Raw genomic sequence first — 21,650 nt, 5'->3', positions numbered from 1 at the left:
CTCAATCACCACGACTTAATCTAAACCATCATTACCAACAGCCGCTCTTACCAATGCTGTATATTCATCTAATGTGAGATTGCCGTATCTCAGTCTATCAACTATAGCTCCTCTAATAGATCCCGCTACATTATACGGAAGTGCTAATAATCCACCCGTGTGCAGTGTGATGCTTGGATAGGCAACATGAGTAATGGGATCTATATATGAAATTGCTGTAACTGTGTATGCACCATTGAATCCTGCGAAGTAAGTGCCTTTAGGTGCGACTGCTTCAGCAGCAATGCTTGATAAATAATTACCAGGGGTAAGATACACTGCTGCACCGGCAAAGACGGCAGGTTCTCCAGAACTAAAATCAGAAATAGGGTTTTCTATTAATGCTTGGGCTGATGCTGGAGTTGATTTCAAGGTTAAACAGCCAATCAAACTTGTGAGAGCAAGACTAACTTTTAAAAAAATGCCAGCAGAATGATAACGTATATTCATGTTAGGTAAGCCTTTGTTGTAGGACTTGAGTTTTGTTTGCTAGATGTTGTCTATATAGCTGAGATAAACTGGATTTATCAACCAAAAACTAGAAGTTATTAGTTTTGATTCAATACATAGATATATTGATAAATTAAGTCTTTATTTTTGGAAAACTTGCGAATAATACTCAGCAATTATCCTCAATTAATTTATAACAAATATATAAAAAAATAGGAATAAATTCGCGGTAAAATCTTCAATTAAATGGACATAAATCGTGATTTTTTTAGACTTAAAAACCTGAAAAATGTCTAATTGAAACAGAAATTTGGCCAATATTTATTAAAGTAGTGATTTTATGCTATATACAAAAGAAAATCAGAGCCAGAACAGCAATGCAGAATGAAAAATCATCTAGCAGTTGGCAGTTGCGTCGCCCAAACAGATGGCGATCGCCATTTTTCATTTTCTGGGTGGTACTGATTGCGATCGCACTCTGGCTATTTTACCCACGCCCCCAGCCCATCATTACCCAAGGCAGTAATTACGCCATCCACAAACGCCAAGACTTTAATCAAACACAGTTTTATCCCCTTAATCAAACTGTTAACCCTGATTTATATCAACCTGTGGCTGAGTGGGTAGGCAGGTTAATTTTACCAACGCCACAACAAATCCCACCGGGAGAAGACTGGGTATGGATGGAAGTACAACACGCACCCACAGAGTTACAGCAATTAGTAGGTCAAGTTGTCCGCCTGGAATGGCAAGATCAACCAGAGTTAAAATCTTATGTGCAAGCTGTACAACAAGATATCAAGTTTACACAAGAAACGAAAAACAGCGCAGCTACAGGTATTATCCATCCCTCACGCCTTGATGGTCGTCTAAAAGTCGGGCCTTTGCAATCCCTGGCTGGTGCTAGACCAAATGATGATCTGATTGTCACCTTAGATGATGTTAAACTCCTAGAATCCAACTCAGGACAACCACGGTTGCAAATTGCCCATGAGCCTGTCTTAGCCACTGGTAGATTCTACGGCTTAGTTAAAATCTTATCTCCAGCAGCAAAAGTCTGTCCTGAAAATACTACTTGTGCCAATGATTTGTTTCAGGTGCGTCATTATAATCGCACTTCTCGCCAATTCGATGGTGTCGAAGAAATTATCCGCATTCCCCAACAGGTAGTAGACAGACGCAATATCCCACCATCTACCCCCAATCAACTGGAAAATTCACCAGCCGGAAAAGCGGGTTGGTATATTTACGGCGGCAAAAATGCAGCCGGGGTGTTTGTGGTGCAGGGATTAGTCCCGCGATCGCTTCTACAACTCCAGCCAGATAAAATAATTTCGGGAAAAGCCGCCGGATTAAATTACATCAAAAATGAAAATTGGCAGATTACACCCCAAGATCAAGGTACAATTGGCAAGGTCTTGTTAAACCCCACCGCCACATCATCCCATTGGCAAGAAGGCGACAAAGCGATTCTTTTACACAATTTCGGCGGAATTGGCGGTAAAAAAGCGGAAAACTTCCCAGCGTTTACAGTCACCGGACATTTTGCTTTTGGATTGGCGCAGGTAGTCCGTGAACCCATCACCCAAGAATTACAATTCGCCATTGACTATCTGCAAATTTACGCTAACAACTCTGATGGCATTATCTCCGGTACACATACCTGGGCTGACTACATGGGTAACTTACAGTGGGGATGGGCGGCGACTCGTCCAATTTCCGATGTGCTGATGAAGTTTGCACCTGTGACACAAAACTATAATTTTGGGGGAATCAAACTCTCTCCTGTGACAGAATTTCAGCAACAATTGCAGGTGATGATGGCGCGATATCGCACAGGTGACGGAACTGGTGGCGCGACGGTTTCCCCAGCAACTTCCTGTGTGCAGGATTCTAGTCAAGCCCTTTATATTGCCATTCAAGTCATAACTGAGCAAGTCGCCAAAGAACCAGCAATTCAGCAATGGCTCAACACTCACCCCAATGATCCCCAAACTTCGCGCTTTCAAGAATTAGTTAGTTTGGGTGAGGCTTTAGAAAACCAATTAACTCCTTTGGGTATCGTGCGTGCAGACTGGCAAAGTCACGCAGACTATTTAATGGGGACTGGGAAAGGACAAAAAACTTTTCGCGATCGCAGTATATGGGCTGCTCTCACCAGTTGGCGGACAATGCTACCTAGACAAGCACAGGATGAACTAGCCGCCCTATTCTTGAGACATGACGCTCAACTCTGGTTTCTCAGAACTAATCAAATTGGTGGTTTAAATCCAGATATTGCCCCCCTAGCGGCAACAATGGCATTAGGCTATCTGACAATTCCCGGAACAAATATTGCACCTATCACCATTTTACTGAACCGATTCCTCGCATCTATCGTACTGCCCCAAAGTACAGATTGGTTAGTTGTGGCAGGAACACTGTTAATTTATACTGCGATCGCCTTACCTTTAGGATTAAAAACTGGCTTTTTGTATTGGAGTTTTACCCCTACTCAAAAAATCTCACAATTCAAGATTGCACTACAATCAGCCATTTCACCAGCCCTCACCGAAGAATTAGTCTTTCGCGTCTTACCGCTTCCCCATCCCATAGAAGTCATCAACTGGTATCAATGGGGATTATGGGCTGGATTCATCTTAGTTTTATTTATTATTTATCATCCCCTCAACGCCAGAACTTTTTTCCGGACTGGATATCCAACATTTTTTCAGCCAATTTTCCTTACCTTAGCAGGACTTTTAGGACTGTGCTGCACAGTAGCTTATGCACTCACAGGTTCTTTTTGGGTAATCTTCCTCATCCATTGGATTATAGTAGTAGTTTGGCTTTTGGCTTTCGGCGGCCAGCGTCATCTCATTGCTGAGTAAACTACATTTTTCATCGGTTATATACCCTACTGTTTGCTAACGCATCCTACATAGGTAATGAAATTTTCCGAAAATTTTAAACTTTTCAGATAAATTTTCTTATGTCTGCTTGATATTTTTTGACTGAAAAAGGGTATTTTACCTAGGGTAGAAGACAAGCTTCTGCAAAATTTTGATCCAACCACTAGCATTCATAGATTAGTTTCTCCTTATCAAAGGGTCATTGGGAACTTATTAAATAATATTCAGGTCTGCTTATGTAGCGTATATGACAATTTATTTGATACACAATAGCCTAAAATCAATTATCCGTAGATTTGAAAACCCAGTAAATCTAGCTAAAGGCTCAAAAAAACCGTAATTTTACTGGTAAAAATGCGGCTACAATCACTGTGTAGTTTAAAAACCGGAGCTTGACATTTAATATATGAAATCGCTATTTGCCATATCAGCAATCAATAAGTTAAGGAAATACCATTTTTACTTTTTCTTTGTTATTTTGTATTTAACGGGACAGTTCCAAGACATCTAGTCGGTTTATATATCAATTAGTCCCACATTGACCAACAATTTTTCTCAGATTTACCTGATATCTGTGCTGAAGTTAATTTATTTGCACATAACACCTAATCTAGAAACAAATTGTATGGTAAGTAGCACAACTGCAAAATAGGTTGTTTACATAGGAAGATTTGATTATGAGTGTTATCCACAGCCATAACCAAGATATTGTCATGTCTGCTTTTATCAAACCTATCGACATCACCGAAAAAGCAGGTAGTCAGAAAAAATTGGATTTGTTGCAACCCTTACGTGAAAAGCTGGATGCAGTAGAAATCCACAATCGTAAATTAGCTTGCTTGATCGCCAAATTGATCCCGGCTCAATGTCCTTTTGAGCGTGACATTGTGCTATTTGGACGCAAAATAGGACACATCCCTCCTATGTGTAAGCTCAATCCCCTGTATGATCAATTTGTGGGCTTGCGTTTTCGCGCTTTATGTTATTTAGTAGATGAATGTGGTGAAGACATTCAGTCTTACTGCTAAATCACTACAGATACAAGGCGACATGGAAATTAAAATTGAGCATCAACCAAGTCAAGAAAGACTACAGCAGTTGGGTGTGTTTCAGTGGGGAATTTGGCAAAAAGAAATTTCAAAATTTCCCTGGACTTATGATACTCAAGAAACTTGTTATTTCTTAGAAGGTGACGTAGTTGTTACGCCTGATAGCGGACAACCTGTACAAATGGGTAAAGGAGATTTAGTGATTTTCCCGGCTGGAATGTCCTGTACTTGGGAAATTAGACGCGACGTAAAAAAACATTATGCTTTTGATTAGCTAAAAGTAACGTATCCAAGTCACAGGGAATAAGGGAATATTCAACTTGAGACAGCGATCGCAATTGGTTTGCACCTACATCAGTCATATACCAACCAAACAGGGGTAATTCTGACATATCGCAGAATTACCCTAAATTGTTTGAGAAAAAAGTCATTAGTCATTAGTCATTAGTCATTAGTCATTAGTCATTAGTCATTAGCTTTTCTCCCCTGCTCCCCTGCTCCCCTGCTCCCCTGCCTCCTCCGCTTCCCCTACTCCCTACTCCCCGTGTTTTATCGAAAGGTTCTACCTGAAACGCTACAACCTGGTTAAACTTTAGATGTTGGCTTCAAAAATAGCCATGCCACAAAGAATGTAGCAGCTGTAAATAGTTGCGTTAAATCCAATGCAGATAAATAACCATCAGCGAAAGATGCAATACTGCGATCGGTAATCCCAAATACCCAAGAAGACAAACCAAATAGCCAAATTCCATTCTTGAGATTGTCGATAAATTCCTGAGAGTTATTATTTTGCTCGTCTTTCATCTCTTCTACTCCCTTACTAAAAAACTGGGAACTGGGAACCCCCCTGTGAAGAAATTCTTGTTACCTTGATTTGCGTGAACTCCCAAAGTTGAATTTCTACTTATATTAATAAATATTTCATTTACTTGACAACACTACCAAAAGGTACATATACCTAATTTGATATTCAGACTTTAGTTCTGAGCCACATTGGAGGCTCACATTTTGCAACAGCTGCTTGATTGCGATTACAGGGCGGCGATGCACTCCTCAAAATTCGCTTAAACCCTTATTTTTACCTTGTAGGCTGTGCATCGCCCCACGGTTATTGAGAATAGTGCAAAATGTGTGTAGAGACGTTGCATGCAACGTCTCTACAATGTCTGATAAGTTCTAAATCTCTTCCTTGTAGGTGTTGAAACCCGTAAAAAATCAAGCTTTAGATACTCCACAGCTTTGTAGAAAATTCAGTTAAATGAAAGAGTGGCAAACAAAGCAAACTAAATTCATGACTGCAACCCAGTTAAACACACTGCCTAACACAGCAAAATTACCAAAAAATGAGCCGCCAAGGTTAGGGCTGGTTTGCATTACCTTTGATAAAACAGTGCGGTTTCGGACAATGACACGCACACGTTATTTACAACTTTCCCTGAGTCAACGGGAAACAGCTTTAAGGGAGATTTACCAGCATAACTTACAGCGACTACATGATGCCTTAACCTTTTGCGATGCCAACAATATTAAACTGTATCGCATGACTTCAGCCTTGTTTCCCTTAAGTGATATGGAAGACGAAATTGGGGCGAAGATATTAAACAGCATGAAGGCTGAACTAGCTACCATTGGCGATCGCTCCCAATCCCTCAACATTAGAATGGTACTACACCCTGATCAATACGTAGTCCTCAGTTCCGACTCGCCCGAAGTCGTACAAAACAGCATCAAAATCTTAGCCAGACACGCCCTCAACTTAGACTTACTCGGCTTACCTCGTTCACCTTGGTCATTAATGAATATACACGGTGGCAAATCTCAACGTAGCGAACAACTAATCAAAGTCATCTCCGAACTACCACCAGCCATCAAAAACCGTTTAACCCTAGAAAACGACGAATACGCCTATAGTGCCAGTGAAATTTTAGCAGTATGTCAACAAGCACAAATTCCAATGGTATTTGATGCCCATCATCATATTTGCTATGAAAAATTAGACAGCTACAACCACCCCAGCGTCACATCCATGTTTGAAGCAGCCAAAACAACCTGGAAAAATCCAGACTGGCAATTAGTCCACATCTCCAACGGTGAACAATCTTTTCTCGACCGCAAACACAGCACCCTGATAACCGCCATGCCCCAAGTTTACCATCAAGCCCCCTGGATAGAAATAGAAGCCAAACACAAAGAAACAGCGATCGCACATTTGCGTAGTTGGTGGCTTATGGGAAAATAGTCTCACTCAAACAAACACTTTGCGCCTTTGCGCCTTTGCGCGATACAATCATCAGACTATGGCGATCGCAATTGATTTTGGTACAAGTAACACAGTAATAGCCCGTTGGAACCCAGTCACCCAACAACCAGAAACCGTCAGCCTAGCAAACCTATCAATCCAACAAAGCCTCAACCCACCATTAATTCCCAGTTTGGTGTACGTTGAAGACGCTAACCAGAGTAAAATCATCGTCGGTCAACAAGTACGCGATCGCGGCCTTGACCTAAAAAATGATAGCCGATTTTTCCGCAGCTTTAAACGGGGAATAGCCGCAGATATTCAAGGCTTTTTACCAGAACTCGACGGACAAATCATCAGCTTTGAACAAGTCGGACAATGGTATTTGTCTCACATCATCACACAACTAGCACCCCAAGAAGGCGGCTTAGATTCACTCGTCTTAACCGTACCTGTAGATAGCTTTGAAGCTTATCGTCACTGGTTAGGGAAAGTTTGTCAAGCCCTGCCCGTGGAACAAGTGCGGATGTTAGACGAACCCACCGCCGCCGCTTTGGGTTATGGTTTAGTTGATCAAGAAATTTTGTTAGTCGTTGACTTTGGCGGGGGAACATTAGATTTATCCCTTGTGCAGTTGCAGAAAACTGGACAGGCAAATAATAAACCTGTAGGATTTCTGCTCAAATGGGGTAACAAATCTCTTGCGGAAGACTCAAAACAAAAAGTCAAAACCGCCCGTGTACTAGCCAAAGCTGGGCAGAATTTAGGCGGTACAGATATTGATAACTGGTTAGTTGATTATTTTGCCAAACATCAAGGGTTGGCGGTTAGCCCTTTGACAATGAGACTGGCGGAAAAACTCAAGATTCAGTTATCAAGTCAAAATCAAGCTAGTGAAGTTTATTTTGATGACGAAAGTTTTGAAACCTACGAACTCAGTCTAAATCGGGACAATCTGGAAAATATCCTCACCGAACGGGGATTTTTTCAGCAGTTGGATGAGTGTATGACGAATCTCTTACAGCAAGCCCGCCGTCAAGGTATTGAAGTTACAGATATTAATGCCGTGTTATTGGTCGGTGGAACTGTACAATTACCAGCAGTTCAGAAATGGATTGAAGGTTATTTTACCACAGACAAGATTCGTTGTCAACGTCCATTTGAGGCGATCGCTCAAGGTGCATTGCAACTATCCCAAGGGGTAGAAATTAAGGACTTTCTCTATCACAGTTACGGTGTACGATATTGGGATCGGCGGAATCAGCGTCACTCTTGGCATCCGATAATTAAGGAAGGACAAGCTTACCCGATGAATCAGCCTGTAGAGTTATATTTGGGGGCTTCCTTGGAGAATCAACCGAGTATAGAGTTGATTATCGGGGAATTAGGGGCGGAAACAGGCGGAACAGAAGTTTATTTTGATGGCGATCGCTTAATTACTCGTCGGCTGGATAATGGTGTAACTAGCGTGAAACCGTTGAATGATCAGGAAGGGGCCAGAAGTATCGCTAAATTGACACCTCCTGGGTTTCCGGGGAGCGATCGTATTAAGGTAATGTTTCAAGTAGATGAGCAACGGTTTTTAAGAATCACCGTTGAGGATTTGTTAACCAGTGATACGCTCTTAGAAAATCAACTCGTCGCCCAGTTGAGTTAATAGCTTGTAGTGGACTGACACGACTAAAATGATGCACAAACATAATACAAAATTTCTTGTGGTGCAGGCAAGATGCCTGCACGGGACGGTCAAGATGACCATCCCACAAGAGTTTCCTAATGCACTAAATTAGCTGTGTCAGTTCAGTAGGGTTTGTTAGGCGCGTCTGTTTCGATGTTTCATTGCGTCTTGTCTTCGCGCCTAACGCACCGTTATATCAATTTTGGGCTTGTGGGGAAATGCTTTCTTTACAGGTATTTTCGTGGGTTAACTATATCTTTTTTTGTCTCGCGCAAAGGCGCAAAGGCGCAAAGAAGAACGCTAATTTTCTATAACTGTGTAGTGTTTCAATCTCTAATACACACATCTTGCACCTGTTCCTTGATAATAATTTTTGTAGGGTGGGCATTGCTTGCAACTTCCTGAAAGCCTTAGTTTTGCGTCATTGGCAGTGCATCGGCTGACGCTTATTGAGAAAGGTGCAAGATATGAAAATAGGGATTAGTTAATGTTGCAACTCCAAGCAAATAAGTAGCTCAACCTAATTAAATGTGAAATGTCATTACGAGCGGAACGCAGTGAAGCGAAGCAATCGCAAAGACTCTATTTTACCTTTTTCAATAGACCTCTTGCAAAAGTCATGATTCTAGCGTCTTTCTTTGCGTCTTTGCGCCTTTGTGTGAGGCAGAAAAATATTTATGCAAGAGGTCTAATGTTGACCTACTTAATACAGTTTGGAATTGATAAAAGATACCTGTTTCAATCCCTAATAACGTAAGTTGCTAGTTAGTACCCCTAAACTGTATTTCTTTGATGCTAAAATTTAATCTTTAAGTATTTTAAAATACCTAAAAATTAGATTTTTTACTTAAAACAAGGTGCTTTTTGATAACTAGCAACTTGGGTTAATAGGGATTAGTTAATGTTGCAACAAATTTACAAAGCGGGAGCATGGATGTAATGTCTGTTTCAATCCCTAATAGGGATTAGTTAATGTTGCAACGCAACTTAGCGGAAGTGTTTAAGTGGGTTAATCAAGTTTCAATCCCTAATAGGGATTAGTTAATGTTGCAACTGCTACTGACGCTGATTTAGCAGCATTCATGAACGGTTTCAATCCCTAATAGGGATTAGTTAATGTTGCAACCTTCTTCATCCCAGGGTTTTATTTTGCAGAATTTCTCTGTTTCAATCCCTAATAGGGATTAGTTAATGTTGCAACGTTCGTTTATCCCCGCCTGATTGCGCTTGAATCCCATTTGTTTCAATCCCTAATAGGGATTAGTTAATGTTGCAACGGTCTACCGGGTTGCTCGGCACGGTTTCGCAGAAGTTTCAATCCCTAATAGGGATTAGTTAATGTTGCAACACAATTCTGTACGGTTGTGGATTGTAGTATAATTGTTTCAATCCCTAATAGGGATTAGTTAATGTTGCAACGGATAGGTAAGCATAAGGAAATAAGAAGGGAAAAGAGTTTCAATCCCTAATAGGGATTAGTTAATGTTGCAACAATTCAAACTGAAAAATCCAAAGTCATTATCACGGTTGTAGTTTCAATCCCTAATAGGGATTAGTTAATGTTGCAACCCGCGCAGTCTGTCCCCAACAAGCAGCGATCGCAATTAGTTTCAATCCCTAATAGGGATTAGTTAATGTTGCAACTTCCTACAGATGAAGCATTTACCATCATAGTTAAAGTTTCAATCCCTAATAGGGATTAGTTAATGTTGCAACTTAAGGCTAGTAATTTAAAAGCTTATTTTAGTAATGTTTCAATCCCTAATAGGGATTAGTTAATGTTGCAACATTTACTAGGGCCAGCACCCCAACCGGGACAGCCACGTTTCAATCCCTAATAGGGATTAGTTAATGTTGCAACTTAGCTGGCTCAAGGAGGAATCCTGATGGATTTACCAGTTTCAATCCCTAATAGGGATTAGTTAATGTTGCAACCAGAATTTTACTGGCATCCTCTCTGATGAAAATAGTTTCAATCCCTAATAGGGATTAGTTAATGTTGCAACGCTCATTTTTCAAGGCTTCGATGATGGCGTAGACTTCTGAGTTTCAATCCCTAATAGGGATTAGTTAATGTTGCAACGAAGATTCTGTTGCGGTGTTTGAGGTTATTTCAAGTTTCAATCCCTAATAGGGATTAGTTAATGTTGCAACGATATCGTTAAATTAAAGGTAAGATGGTATCTATCCGTTTCAATCCCTAATAGGGATTAGTTAATGTTGCAACCTGAAAAAAAGACAAAAGCTAACACTCTAATAACAAGGTTTCAATCCCTAATAGGGATTAGTTAATGTTGCAACGCTAGGCGGTCTCCCAGACTTCAACTGGGATGCAGGGCATAAGGTTTCAATCCCTAATAGGGATTAGTTAATGTTGCAACTCAACAAAGATGTGTTGTTTATGGGGGCTTTAAGTTTCAATCCCTAATAGGGATTAGTTAATGTTGCAACTTCCCTTTCTGATGGAGTCAAATAGGCTGTAACGTTGGTGTTGTTTCAATCCCTAATAGGGATTAGTTAATGTTGCAACCTCAGGGCACTACCTACTTGCCCACGAGTATCACCTGTTTCAATCCCTAATAGGGATTAGTTAATGTTGCAACGGCACCTTTTTGAGAGGGTGCAAAGAATATAAAAGAGAGGTTTCAATCCCTAATAGGGATTAGTTAATGTTGCAACCTTTCGGAAGTCCTTACCGCTTTTACCATCCGTAGTTTCAATCCCTAATAGGGATTAGTTAATGTTGCAACCTGACTCAATCACAGCAAGACTATCAGCTTATGTTTCAATCCCTAATAGGGATTAGTTAATGTTGCAACTTTACCTACTTGGAAACTTCAAAGTATATCTACTTCAGGCGTTTCAATCCCTAATAGGGATTAGTTAATGTTGCAACTGCGGCAGCCCGAAAGCCAATGTATATAAGGTTTTCAAGGTTCAGATTCGCGGATGGGTCTATCATAGCACGAGAAAAGTGACTGGCAAGAGGGCAAAATCGCTGAAACCCAGACAGGGCAAGGTGCGCGGGTGGTTTTTTTTAAAAAAATCTGCAAAAGCTGACGGAATAAGGAATACAGCCATTTTTCCCCAAACACAATTTTGTACACCTACCCCTCCGCGCAGTCAGTCTAAAAAATCCTTGCGTCACAAGCTTTTCAGCCTCTAAATCACTCATAAGCGTAAAACTGCGCTCATCAACAGCTTACTAAATCACAATCTTATCCAACTCCCGCTCAAACCACTCATCCCCCACCCGTTCCGCTACCAAAGGTCTGACAATAAACTTAGGTGGATTGCCATCTTTTACATCAATACGCACACAAGAGTATGATAGCTGCTTTTCTACACCATGACCACTACGACCGACGTAAAGCTGGGAATGGGCGACTTTACGGATAGATTTACCAGAATTATCCTGAAACATCTCCATTAACACTGTCCCCTCTGCTCGCTGACGACGGGGACGGCGACCGCTACCACCAGATACAATACAATTAATGTGCGAGTCTGCGTGTCCAGTATCCACGGTGCGGAGATATTCTAAACAGTGGGCGTGTCCGTTGAAAATTATATCTACTATGGGACGCTCTTTCACTCCATCCCCCACGGTTTCCGCCACTTGATTAAACACCCACCGCAAACGCTGACGCACTGCTAATGTTTGCGCTTGATCCCATTTTGTCGCTTCGGTGACGTAGGGGGGATGATGAAAAAACAAAATTCTTCCCCGCACTTCGGAACAGTGCCAAGATTCAATTAATCTGCTGCGTAACCAGTCTAATTGTTCCCAGTCTATCACCGGGCTGTCGTCTGATGCTAATTGTTTCTCGATGTCGAGTTTGATTTCGTTGATTTGGTCTAACTTCGCGCTGAAATCATCCAGTAATTCCGCATCGGCAGCTACTTCTGGATTGAGTTTATCGCATTCAGCTAAAATTAATTCTTCTTCTCTATCTATTTCTTGGCGACGCTTTTGTAATTCCCGGCGATACACATCTCCGGCGGCAGTGTGCGGCAACGGCGCAGGTGTGTTAAAGGTGTTAGAATCTAGGGCGAAAAAATCTATCCCACCGTAACGAAAGCTATAATATCGGTTCGGTACACGGGTAAATTCTCCCGGTAGGTAATGTAAGCATCTTCCGGTGTCTGTTTTCCCAGTGTAGTGTTTGTCTAAATGTTGGTTGAGTTCTTGCGGTGCAGCAATACCTGTGAGATAATCAATAAAGGCTCTAGCATAGGCATCTCCTTGATTAGAACCATGCCAACCAATCTCAAAATCTTTATACCGCAGCATTCGCCGCAAGCTTAAGGTACTACCTGTAATTAAACGGTAGAAAAACGGTACGTCATAATAATCATGGTTGCCTAGCACTGGTAAAAATGGTAGGTTAAACACCATGCTGTCATAGGCGATTTTTTCGGGCTGTTCTCCACCGACGATAAACTCTCGGTAAGGTTCGATAAAGTTCGCTGGGTAATATTCACGAGAACCAACTACATAGATGACATCCCCTGTGTGTAGCACGAAGCTGCATTCGTCTTTATGTTTGAGCATCAATTCTGCTACGAGTCTTTGGGGATGGTATCCATAATGGGATTTTGTGCCGCTATCCCCCAGTACGATAAATGAAAAGTCTGGGTGATCATGCTGGTCTATCACCATTCTGGTTTGATCGATGCTTCTTTCTATTATACTCGGATGTTGCCATCGTACCCTTTGTTTCATTTTCTGGATTTTGATGGCAATTGATGGATCGGAAATTAGTTTCATAGGTTGTTTAAAAACGCAGAGGGGCGCGGAGGTAAACACGGAGGTACGCAAAGTTGTGGTTTATTGATAGCCGGCTGCTTGTATGGTAAATAGTCTGGCATATAGTCTGTCTGCTGCTAGCAGTTGTTGATGAGTTCCTTGTTCGACTATTTCGCCGTTGTCGATGACTATGATTTTGTCTGCCATCCTCACTGTTGAGAAGCGGTGTGAGATTAGAAATACCATTTGGTTTTGGGTGAGGGTGCGAAAATGATTAAATATCTCATATTCGGCTTGGGCATCTATGGCTGATGTGGGTTCGTCTAATACTAAAATATCTGCTTGTGTTCTCATGAATGCACGGGCTAGGGCTATTTTTTGCCATTGTCCCCCAGATAGTTCTTGTCCGCTTTTGAACCATTTCCCTAGTTGGGTTTGAAATTGTTGGGGTAGGTTTTCAATGAAGTTATCTGCTTTACCTTTTTGCGCTGCTGTTCGCCATCTGTTGTTGTTGTTGATGTTGTTGACATCCCCTACGCCAATGTTTTCGCCGACGGTGAACTGATAACGCACAAAGTTCTGGAATATTACGCCGATACGTTGGCGCAGTACGTCTACATCCCATTCTTGTAAGTCTACGCCATCTAACAGTATTCTACCTGTGTTTGGGGTGTAGAGTCTTGTTAGCAGTTTGATTAATGTCGTCTTTCCTGAACCGTTTTCACCGACAATGGCGAGTTTTTCGCCGGGTTTTAAATGTAGGGTGATGTTTCTCAATGTCGGTTGGGTGTTACCTGGATAGGTAAAACTGACTTTTTCAAACCGGATACCGTCTTCGGGTTTGTTTCCTCTGGTGACTTTTCCTCTGGGTGGGGTGACTTTTTCTTCGAGAAATTCGTACAGGTTGGAAAGATATAGGTTATCTTCGTACATTCCCCCTATCGATGTCAGGGCGTTAGCAAATGTCGTCTGTCCTTGGCGAAACACGGTAATATACATGATCATGTCGCCTAACGAAATTTTGCCGATGACTGTTTCTATTACAATCCAACCATAGGCAATATAAAAGGCGGTGGTACTCACCAAACTCAATATATATCCCCAAGTTCCCCGGCGGATGGTTAATTTTCGGTCTTCTTGATATAATTGCTCAAATATGTTATAATAGCGTCCCAGCAGCATTTCCCCTAGTTGGTAGAGTTTGACTTCTGTTGCATAGTCTTCTCTAGCTAGGAGTGTTTCTATATAATGTTGTTGTCTTGTTTCTGGCGCACGCCAACTAAATAACCGAAAAGCTTCGCCAGCAAACCGAGTTTCAGCAATGAAGGCTGGCATGGCTGCTAAGATTAAGACTACTACAGCCCAGACTGAAAATCTTACCAGTAAAGCCCCATAGGTAATTAGGGAGAGGGCATTCTGTACTAAGCCAAAGGTACGATTAACTAATGATAAGGGACGTACTGACGCTTCTCGGCGGGCGTTGGTTAGTTTGTCATAGAATTCTGAGTTTTCAAAGTGGGTTAAGTTGAGAGTTAAGGCTTTTTTGAGGATTAAAACATTAACTCGTTGACCAAGTAAGGCGCGTAGAAGTGACTGACAGATGGTTAAACCGCGTTGACTGCCAGCGAGTAATGCTACTGCGATCGCCTCTAGGCTGACATACAATAATGGTTGGTAAATGTTGCTGTTAGTATTTGTCTGTGATGCCAATACCACAGCATCAACTATTAACTTACCAATATAGGCGATCGCTGCCGGTAATAAACCAGCCAATAAGGTTAAACTAGCCAGAATCATTGTCAAACTGTGGCTAGTCGTCCACACTAAGTTTATCGCTCGTCCGCTATAACGGAAAACACCCAGTGATTGACGCAGGGGGTTAGGTTGCTTTTTACTCTTCATTATTCATTTTATTTTAACTCGAATTTGATCAACCTCTCCCCAACCCCTCTCCGACACGGAGAGGGGCTAAAATATGCTGCGTTTTCGACGAAAAATAAAGCTTTTAAAGCCTCTCTCCTTGCAGGGGAGAGGTTTGGAGAGGGGTTTTTCGAGGATGTGAATAAAAATAATTGAACGCAGATAAACGCAGATAAACGCAGATAAACGCGGATGAGTCTGTATTTTATCCGTTTGGGAATTTTGAATTTTGTCCCTTGTTTCCTGTAGGCTATGCGTGAATTTGGAATTGCTATCTAGCTTTAGACTTTCGCAGTACGATAAGAAGCGCGAAGCTATCTCTCAGGATGGATGAAAACGAAAGATGCCTATTCGTCACACTTTATCAACCCCTGATATCCAGTTATCTTATTTGGAGTGGAATCAAGGCACAGAACCTTTACTGCTACTACATGGTTTAGCTGACCATGCTTTGGTGTGGTCGAGTTTAGCAGATGAATTACAGGCAGATTATCATATAATTGCGCCGGATATGCGCGGTCATGGTGAGAGTAGTAAGCCAGAAACAGACTATACTTTTGAAAGTGCGATCGCTGACCTAGAAGCACTCATGGATTCTTTAGGGTGGAAATCTGCTCATATTGTCAGCCATTCATGGACAGGTAAACTAGCCGCCATCTGGGCTAGAAAAAATCCCCAACGTTTGCGGAGTATGGTTTTAGTCGATCCCATCTTTATCTGGAAAATGCCCAGCGTCTTAAGACTGACTTTCCCCCTATTGTACCGCTACCTCTCGTTTCTCAAAGGCATGGGGCCATTTACCAGCTACGAAGTTGCCGAACAACAAGCAAAGCAATTAAATCAATATCAGGGTTGGAGTAGCTTACAACAGCAAGTCTTTCAAGCAGGGTTAGAACAAAAAGCTGATGGTAGCTGGGGAAGTAAATTCACTATCGCCGCCCGTGATGGCATTTTTGAAGATGTGATGTGCGTACCTGGTTTCACTGTTCCTCTAGAAACTCCTACCTTATTCATCCAGCCAGAAAAAGGTGTAAATCGTCTAGATTGGCAAATTAAACCTTATAAAACTTATCTGAAAAACCTGCGTCTGTGTCAAGTTCCTGGCAATCATTGGCCTTTCTTGACAGCACCAGCCGCATTTAACCAGACAGTTGCAAAATTCTTAGCAGAATTTAACTAAAACCCATCTGATTATTAATCAACAACAACAAAAGAGTAAAGCTCAGTTTTACTCTTTTGCAATTTGACGTTTCACATCATATCATGACCCTTTGTATCAATCCAGTTTGTCCCAAACCTAATCATCCCCACAATGAAAAAAACCGCTTTTGTCAAAGTTGTGGTTCTCAATTAGAATTAATCGGACGCTATCGGGTGATGCGCTTACTGAGTGATACAAATGGATTTAGTAAAGTTTATCAAGTCAGAGAAAAAGACACAGTAAAAGTTCTCAAGGTACTACAAGCAAATCTTGGCAGCAACACTAAAGCCGTAGAACTATTTCGCCAAGAAGCCGTCATCTTGGGAAAACTAAATCATGTCGGTATTCCCAAAGTAGATGAGTATTTTCAGCATCAAACTAGAAACAGTTTAATTCTGCACTGCATCGTCCAAGAAAAAATTGACGGTTTGAACTTAGAACAATGGTTAGAAAAGCAACAAAAACCTCTCACCCCAACACAAGCTATAAATTGGTTAAAACAATTATTAGAAATTTTAGACGTAGTTCATAACCAGGAATATTTCCACTTAAATATTAAACCATCTAACATCATCCTCAGACCAGATAAACAATTAGTTTTAATTGACTTTGGTACAGCCAAAGAAATAGCCAGAAATTACCAAAACCGCAGCACCACACCCACTATGTCATCTGGTTACAGTGCGCCAGAACAAATGCACGAAAAAGTTACACCACAATCAGATTTTTTTGCTTTAGGACGCACTTTCACTTTTTTACTAACAGGAAAACATCCTCTAGATATGTATGATGCACGCCATAATTTATTGCAATGGCGTAGTTCTGTTCATCATATTCCACCTGCACTATTAGATTTAATTGACTGGTTAATGACACCAGAATTAAATCAACGCCCCGCTAAAGCTCAAGAAATTTGGCAACGGCTCACTATTATTGAAAATCCCAATATTCACCTTGCCAAAAAATCACAAACTGTAGAATTTGCCCAACCCAAAATTCCATCTCCTCCATCACCATCAGCCAAACCTACAGCCAAAATACCTTTAATGGCGTTGTTTGCAGCCTTGCTAGTCTCATTAGGTTTACTCAGTGTATTATCTTTAATGTCAAGTGTTCCCACCTTGACAAGTTTATTGCCATCCCCAAATCAATCACCACAAAGAAAAGATAAAATTGATTATTTTCCTTATCAAGAAGGCAGGGATAGTCAAGGGAGGGTAGCTGAATTTAACATAGCTGTTTTATCAGTAGAATACAAATGGCTTGCTGAAAGTAACTTTCAAATTACTAATAATAATCAAATTATTAGTCTAGATGTTTTAAAATTAATCTTAGAACAATCAGGCATACAACAAATAATGCAAGAACCAAATGAGATTATCTCTGTAGGTATAGCTACTTGTGATAGTAAATTAGCCATTGCACAACAAAGAGCATTGGAACGTTCCCAAAACATCCAAAATTTATCAGAAAAATTATTTAAAAATACCCCCAGTGTTCAAAGTTATCGCTTGTTAAATCTTGGGCAATTTCAACGCCGCGATTGTAAACCAAATCAAGATGTTACCAGATATCAAAGTAGCGTCATTATTATTGGTGTAAGAAATCAATCAGCAGGTGTAATTCTAGATGAAGCACTACGAGATAGATTAGCAAATAAACCTTTTGCTGATTTTAAATTAGAAGATTATTCTTTAGGTTCTGTCGATCAATTTAGAACCATAGTTAACCAATCGTAAATGAATCTGAAGCACAAGTTAAAAAAATCTTCTTTTTTATGCCCCCATTCCCGAATATTTTTTCAATCCTGCACGCCATAACCAACGATTTGCTCCTAAAAATATTAATATCCAAGCTAGTAGGGACAAAAACCCTCGTGTTATATCCACAGGTAAGCCAACCAAAATACTAGCAGGGAAATTGATTAAGTAGGGGAAAGGTGTAAATAAAACTATCTGTCTTACAGCTTCCGGGAAGACTTCTAATGGTGCTATTAAACCAGACAAAAACAAGTAAAACAACATCCAAAAATTTTCTAAAGCGTTAGCCCTTTCTGTCCAAAAAGCGAATATGGCAAGGGTATACTGAATTACAAACCGCAAAATAAACGCTAGCACCACCGCCACAGAAAATAATAATAATTGTCCCAAACTGGGCAACCACATAGCCTGGGGATAGAGAACAAAAAACAAGACTATAAGTAAGACTGCAAATGGTATACGAGCCACTCTTTCAGACAAATGGGATGCCACATGATGCCATACTGGATCTAAAGGTTGCAATAATTTAGGTGATAGTTTACCTTCTAATACTTCCTTTTCAAACTCCCATATTACCCAAACAGTTGATATTTGTCTGACAATAAAAACTGTCAAAAAGTAACGGGCAAAATCTACAGGTGTTAAACCAAACTGCCCACCTTGCGCTGCTTTTATCCAAACCCCCATCAAAATAATTGGTAAAGAGCCAGATAAAACCCATAAAATTAATTCGGCTCGATACTCCACCATGTAGGCATAGTAAACTGTCAGTAAAGTTAGAGTTTTTCTAATAATTCGTTTCATTTATTTTTGAATGAGAGAATTTTGAATTTATTAAACCACTCCTGCCTGAAAAACTCGTGCAATTACATCTTCTACAGGTGGTTCAGTTACGGTTAAATCTATGACTTCTAAATTAGCTAAAATCTGGGATACTGTGCGGGTAAGTAAATCTTGCTTGACTATAAAATGCACGGCTCGCCCTTCTAAAAGTTGCACATCACCATAAAGTTTGAGTGTTTCCATTGATAGAGGTTGGGCTAACTCTACATAAATTTCTCGGTAGGGGGCAAAACGTTCTAACAACCCATCTAAGCTACCGTCATACATCAGTTTTCCTTGGTGAATTAACAGCACTCGTTGACATAAAGCTGTAATATCTGCCATGTAATGGCTAGTCAACAAAACTGTTGCTTGATAACGTTGATTGTACTCACGCAAAAAATCGCGGACTGCTACTTGAGCGTTAACATCTAACCCTAGTGTGGGTTCATCTAAAAACAAGACTTGGGGACGGTGTAACAGTGCTGCTAATAGTTCCGCCTTCATGCGTTCACCTAAAGACAGTTTCCGCACTGGTTGATTTAGCTTCCCTTCTAAAGACAGCATTTCTGTTAATTCCCCGACGCGGCGGTGAAATTCTTTATCTGAAATGTTGTAGACAGCAGCGTTAATTTTTAAGGAATCTAGGGCGGGTAAATCCCAGAGTAATTGTTGTTTTTGTCCCATTACCAAGGTGATTTTTTGCAAAAATGCTTCTTGGCGTTTAAAGGGAATATGTCCAGCTACTCTAACTACACCGCTAGTAGGATAAATTAGTCCTGTGAGCATTTTAAGTGTGGTAGTTTTACCAGCACCATTTGGCCCTAGAAACCCCACTACTTCACCGGGTGCAATTTCAAAAGTAACGTCTTGAACTGCTTTAATTGAGCGGTAGGTGCGGCGGAAAAAGTGGGTAATTGTGCCTTTAATTCCGGGTTCTTTCACCGCTACAGGATAGGATTTACTGAGATTTTCGGCGATGATGATTGACATATTATCTCAAGAAACATGGGGAGAGGAAGAAACTAATTACTCGTGTAAAAACACGATTAATTCTGTTTTTATTGAATAATAAATTTAAATGCGTTTCTTTCTTTTTTGCTAGCCTGCCGAAAACCTGCCTCTGGTAGAGATGAGAGGACTAAAGTCCTCACTACAAACAATTGTTTTATTTTAAACGCCCGGAGCGCAAGATACTGATAATTAGCCACAATCCCAACAAACTCGCCGCCGCAAATAAGAAGCTGCTTAAAAATGACAGTTGGGTTGTCTGTGCCTTAGTTGTGATAATTGCTGCCCCCATAATCAGCGAACCTACTAATATACTAAATGAGAGGCGGTTGGCTGCATCGTCCATTGTGCGGCGTACACCGTCTAAACCATGTAGTGATAAGTTCCAGCGTAAGGTTTCTGATGTTACTCTGTCTAATAAGAGTTCGATTTGTCGGGGCGATTGTAAGGAGAGGCTTTTGATATCTAAGGCGGTTCTGAGGAGCGATCGCACGGGATTATCGCCTAATAATTGCCGCCGAAATAAGTCTGTAATTAAAGGTTGGATTTCTTCAAATAAATTTACTTCTGGGTTAAATATCCGCGCTACCCCTTCCAAATTCGCTAAGGTTTTGGCGTACAAGCCCATGTTACTGGGTAAGCGAATTTTATTATTCCGGGCGACTTGCAAAATTTCATAAAATACTTGACTAAAATTCATCTCAGTCAAGCTGACGTTATAATACTTCCGCAGCATCCGGTCGTAATCACTTTCTAACCGCGCCACAATTACCGGTTGTGCTGAATCTGCTAGTTGTAAAGTCAATTGGGCGCATCTTCCCGCATCTAAATCGACAATTGCTAACAGCATTTCTGTTAATATCTGCTGAGTCCGGGGATCAAGTCTGCCCACCATGCCACAATCTATCAGGGCAACACGACCATCGTTGAGATAAAAGATATTACCCGGATGGGGATCAGCATGGAAAAAGCCATCAATATATAACTGCTGAAAGAAAGCCCGAAATAGTAGGGTGGTGATTGCTTGACGCTCGGCTACTGGTTCTGTACCGTTATTGTTGCTGAAATTGGCTGATAGTATTGGCACTCCTTCTAGCCATTCCATCACCATTAATTTTTCTGTAGTTAAGTGCCAGTAAATTTCAGCCACTACTATTTTTTGGGGTTCAAACCAACGACTGTGAGATAAATTACGCCGTAATTGGTCTGTATAACTAGCTTCCCGTGTAAAATCTAACTCAGCTTCTAAAGCTCTGGTAAATTCTTCCGCAATCGATTTAATTTCATAATTCTGCCCGAAATCGGTACGCGCTACCAAATCGGCAATCCCTTGAATTAAAGCAATATCTTGAGCCACGGTGATATCGATCCCTGGTCGTTGCACCTTCATTGCTACTTCTCGTCCATCGGCTAATGTAGCGCGATGAATTTGGGCAATTGATCCCGCCGCCACAGGGATAGGATTAATCTGTTTGAAAGTTTCTTCTAAAGGACGTTTTAGTTGTTTGCGAATGACAATTTCAATTTCTGCCCAAGGAACAGGCGGTACTTCGTCTTGCAGTGTGGAAAGTTCTTCAATGTAAGGCGCGCTGAGTAAATCTGGACGGGTAGACATCAACTGACCAAGTTTGACATACACAGGCCCTAAATCCACCAGGATATTTTTTAACACTGCCGGGGTGGGTAGCTGTGGTTCATCAGCTTTGCCACCTGTTAGTAGTCTCCGCATATAATCCCAACCGTGGCGGAGGACAACTTCAATAATTTCTCGTTGACGGGGAACTGTTTGGGTCAGGAACATGGGGGTGAGTGGGGAGATGGGGGAGTGGGGGGAGTGGGG

Annotated in this window: 15 protein-coding genes and 1 CRISPR repeat array; of the genes, 7 read left to right on the top strand and 8 right to left on the bottom strand. The window is 41.1% G+C overall.

Features of this window, described 5'->3' with window-relative positions:
* Positions 1-15: 15 nt before the first annotated feature.
* The gene (locus AACS98_RS06520) at positions 16-489 is read right to left on the bottom strand and encodes a hypothetical protein (protein ID WP_066377521.1); all 474 of its coding nucleotides are present in this window, start codon (positions 487-489) and stop codon (positions 16-18) included.
* A 377-nt stretch (positions 490-866) separates the two neighbouring features.
* Between AACS98_RS06520 and AACS98_RS06515 the strand changes: the two genes are divergently transcribed.
* From AACS98_RS06515 to AACS98_RS06505, 3 genes are all read left to right on the top strand, one after another.
* A complete protein-coding gene (locus AACS98_RS06515) occupies positions 867-3,359 on the top strand; it encodes a CPBP family glutamic-type intramembrane protease (RefSeq protein WP_066377520.1) in 2,493 nt (830 codons plus the stop codon).
* Between the two features lie 734 nt (positions 3,360-4,093).
* Entirely contained in the window at positions 4,094-4,408 is a 315-nt protein-coding gene (locus AACS98_RS06510; protein ID WP_369815955.1) for a Mo-dependent nitrogenase C-terminal domain-containing protein, read from the top strand.
* Positions 4,409-4,430: 22 nt separating this feature from the next.
* Positions 4,431-4,703 (top strand): cupin domain-containing protein, encoded by a 273-nt coding sequence (locus tag AACS98_RS06505; RefSeq protein ID WP_066377517.1) that lies wholly within the window; start codon positions 4,431-4,433, stop codon positions 4,701-4,703.
* Here AACS98_RS06505 and AACS98_RS06500 read toward each other — a convergent pair.
* Entirely contained in the window at positions 4,666-4,821 is a 156-nt protein-coding gene (locus AACS98_RS06500; protein WP_156481552.1) for a hypothetical protein, read from the bottom strand. The two genes, AACS98_RS06505 and AACS98_RS06500, sit on opposite strands and share 38 nt — an antisense overlap.
* Before the next feature lie 193 nt (positions 4,822-5,014).
* Entirely contained in the window at positions 5,015-5,233 is a 219-nt protein-coding gene (locus AACS98_RS06495) for a hypothetical protein (RefSeq protein WP_066377516.1), read from the bottom strand.
* Between the two features lie 487 nt (positions 5,234-5,720).
* Between AACS98_RS06495 and uvsE the strand changes: the two genes are divergently transcribed.
* Together uvsE and AACS98_RS06485 are read left to right on the top strand one after the other, a co-directional pair.
* The gene (uvsE, locus tag AACS98_RS06490) at positions 5,721-6,668 is read left to right on the top strand and encodes a UV DNA damage repair endonuclease UvsE (protein WP_066377579.1); all 948 of its coding nucleotides are present in this window, start codon (positions 5,721-5,723) and stop codon (positions 6,666-6,668) included.
* 58 nt (positions 6,669-6,726) lie between these two features.
* A complete protein-coding gene (locus tag AACS98_RS06485) occupies positions 6,727-8,325 on the top strand; it encodes an Hsp70 family protein (protein ID WP_066377515.1) in 1,599 nt (532 codons plus the stop codon).
* A 966-nt stretch (positions 8,326-9,291) separates the two neighbouring features.
* Positions 9,292-11,242: direct repeats of the CRISPR family, unit length 37 nt; unit sequence GTTTCAATCCCTAATAGGGATTAGTTAATGTTGCAAC.
* A gap of 309 nt (positions 11,243-11,551) precedes the next feature.
* Here the strand turns inward: AACS98_RS06485 and AACS98_RS06480 are convergent.
* Both AACS98_RS06480 and AACS98_RS06475 read right to left on the bottom strand, forming a co-directional pair.
* A complete protein-coding gene (locus AACS98_RS06480) occupies positions 11,552-13,117 on the bottom strand; it encodes a metallophosphoesterase (RefSeq protein WP_066377513.1) in 1,566 nt (521 codons plus the stop codon).
* Positions 13,118-13,177: 60 nt separating this feature from the next.
* On the bottom strand, positions 13,178-14,998 hold the full coding sequence (locus AACS98_RS06475) for an ABC transporter ATP-binding protein (RefSeq protein WP_066377512.1): 1,821 nt from the start codon (positions 14,996-14,998) through the stop codon (positions 13,178-13,180).
* A gap of 361 nt (positions 14,999-15,359) precedes the next feature.
* On the opposite strand from AACS98_RS06475, the gene AACS98_RS06470 reads away from it, so the two are divergent.
* Positions 15,360-16,196 (top strand): alpha/beta fold hydrolase, encoded by an 837-nt coding sequence (locus AACS98_RS06470; RefSeq protein ID WP_066377507.1) that lies wholly within the window; start codon positions 15,360-15,362, stop codon positions 16,194-16,196.
* Positions 16,197-16,279: 83 nt separating this feature from the next.
* A complete protein-coding gene (locus tag AACS98_RS06465; protein WP_066377504.1) occupies positions 16,280-17,956 on the top strand; it encodes a serine/threonine protein kinase in 1,677 nt (558 codons plus the stop codon).
* A 36-nt stretch (positions 17,957-17,992) separates the two neighbouring features.
* On the opposite strand, the gene AACS98_RS06460 is transcribed toward AACS98_RS06465, so the two are convergent.
* From AACS98_RS06460 to AACS98_RS06450, 3 genes are all read right to left on the bottom strand, one after another.
* Positions 17,993-18,781: an ABC transporter permease gene (locus AACS98_RS06460; protein WP_066377502.1), complete on the bottom strand. Its 789-nt coding sequence runs from the start codon at positions 18,779-18,781 to the stop codon at positions 17,993-17,995.
* Positions 18,782-18,811: 30 nt separating this feature from the next.
* A complete protein-coding gene (locus AACS98_RS06455) occupies positions 18,812-19,792 on the bottom strand; it encodes an ABC transporter ATP-binding protein (RefSeq protein ID WP_066377499.1) in 981 nt (326 codons plus the stop codon).
* 175 nt (positions 19,793-19,967) lie between these two features.
* Positions 19,968-21,611, bottom strand: coding sequence for an ABC1 kinase family protein (locus AACS98_RS06450; protein ID WP_066377577.1), 1,644 nt, complete (start codon positions 21,609-21,611; stop codon positions 19,968-19,970).
* Positions 21,612-21,650: the final 39 nt, after the last annotated feature.

Origin of the sequence: Anabaena sp. CA = ATCC 33047 (genome assembly GCF_963870205.1) — a bacterium.
Classification (GTDB): domain Bacteria; phylum Cyanobacteriota; class Cyanobacteriia; order Cyanobacteriales; family Nostocaceae; genus Trichormus.
This window is presented reverse-complemented; position numbering and strand designations above follow the sequence as displayed.

Coding starts and splice junctions, on each gene's coding strand:
- AACS98_RS06520 (WP_066377521.1), bottom strand. CDS start 489: ATGAATATACGTTATCATTCTGCTGGCATTTTTTTAAAAGTTAGTCTT.
- AACS98_RS06515 (WP_066377520.1), top strand. CDS start 867: ATGCAGAATGAAAAATCATCTAGCAGTTGGCAGTTGCGTCGCCCAAAC.
- AACS98_RS06510 (WP_369815955.1), top strand. CDS start 4,094: ATGTCTGCTTTTATCAAACCTATCGACATCACCGAAAAAGCAGGTAGT.
- AACS98_RS06505 (WP_066377517.1), top strand. CDS start 4,431: ATGGAAATTAAAATTGAGCATCAACCAAGTCAAGAAAGACTACAGCAG.
- AACS98_RS06500 (WP_156481552.1), bottom strand. CDS start 4,821: ATGTCAGAATTACCCCTGTTTGGTTGGTATATGACTGATGTAGGTGCA.
- AACS98_RS06495 (WP_066377516.1), bottom strand. CDS start 5,233: ATGAAAGACGAGCAAAATAATAACTCTCAGGAATTTATCGACAATCTC.
- uvsE (WP_066377579.1), top strand. CDS start 5,721: ATGACTGCAACCCAGTTAAACACACTGCCTAACACAGCAAAATTACCA.
- AACS98_RS06485 (WP_066377515.1), top strand. CDS start 6,727: ATGGCGATCGCAATTGATTTTGGTACAAGTAACACAGTAATAGCCCGT.
- AACS98_RS06480 (WP_066377513.1), bottom strand. CDS start 13,117: ATGAAACTAATTTCCGATCCATCAATTGCCATCAAAATCCAGAAAATG.
- AACS98_RS06475 (WP_066377512.1), bottom strand. CDS start 14,998: ATGAAGAGTAAAAAGCAACCTAACCCCCTGCGTCAATCACTGGGTGTT.
- AACS98_RS06470 (WP_066377507.1), top strand. CDS start 15,360: ATGCCTATTCGTCACACTTTATCAACCCCTGATATCCAGTTATCTTAT.
- AACS98_RS06465 (WP_066377504.1), top strand. CDS start 16,280: ATGACCCTTTGTATCAATCCAGTTTGTCCCAAACCTAATCATCCCCAC.
- AACS98_RS06460 (WP_066377502.1), bottom strand. CDS start 18,781: ATGAAACGAATTATTAGAAAAACTCTAACTTTACTGACAGTTTACTAT.
- AACS98_RS06455 (WP_066377499.1), bottom strand. CDS start 19,792: ATGTCAATCATCATCGCCGAAAATCTCAGTAAATCCTATCCTGTAGCG.
- AACS98_RS06450 (WP_066377577.1), bottom strand. CDS start 21,611: ATGTTCCTGACCCAAACAGTTCCCCGTCAACGAGAAATTATTGAAGTT.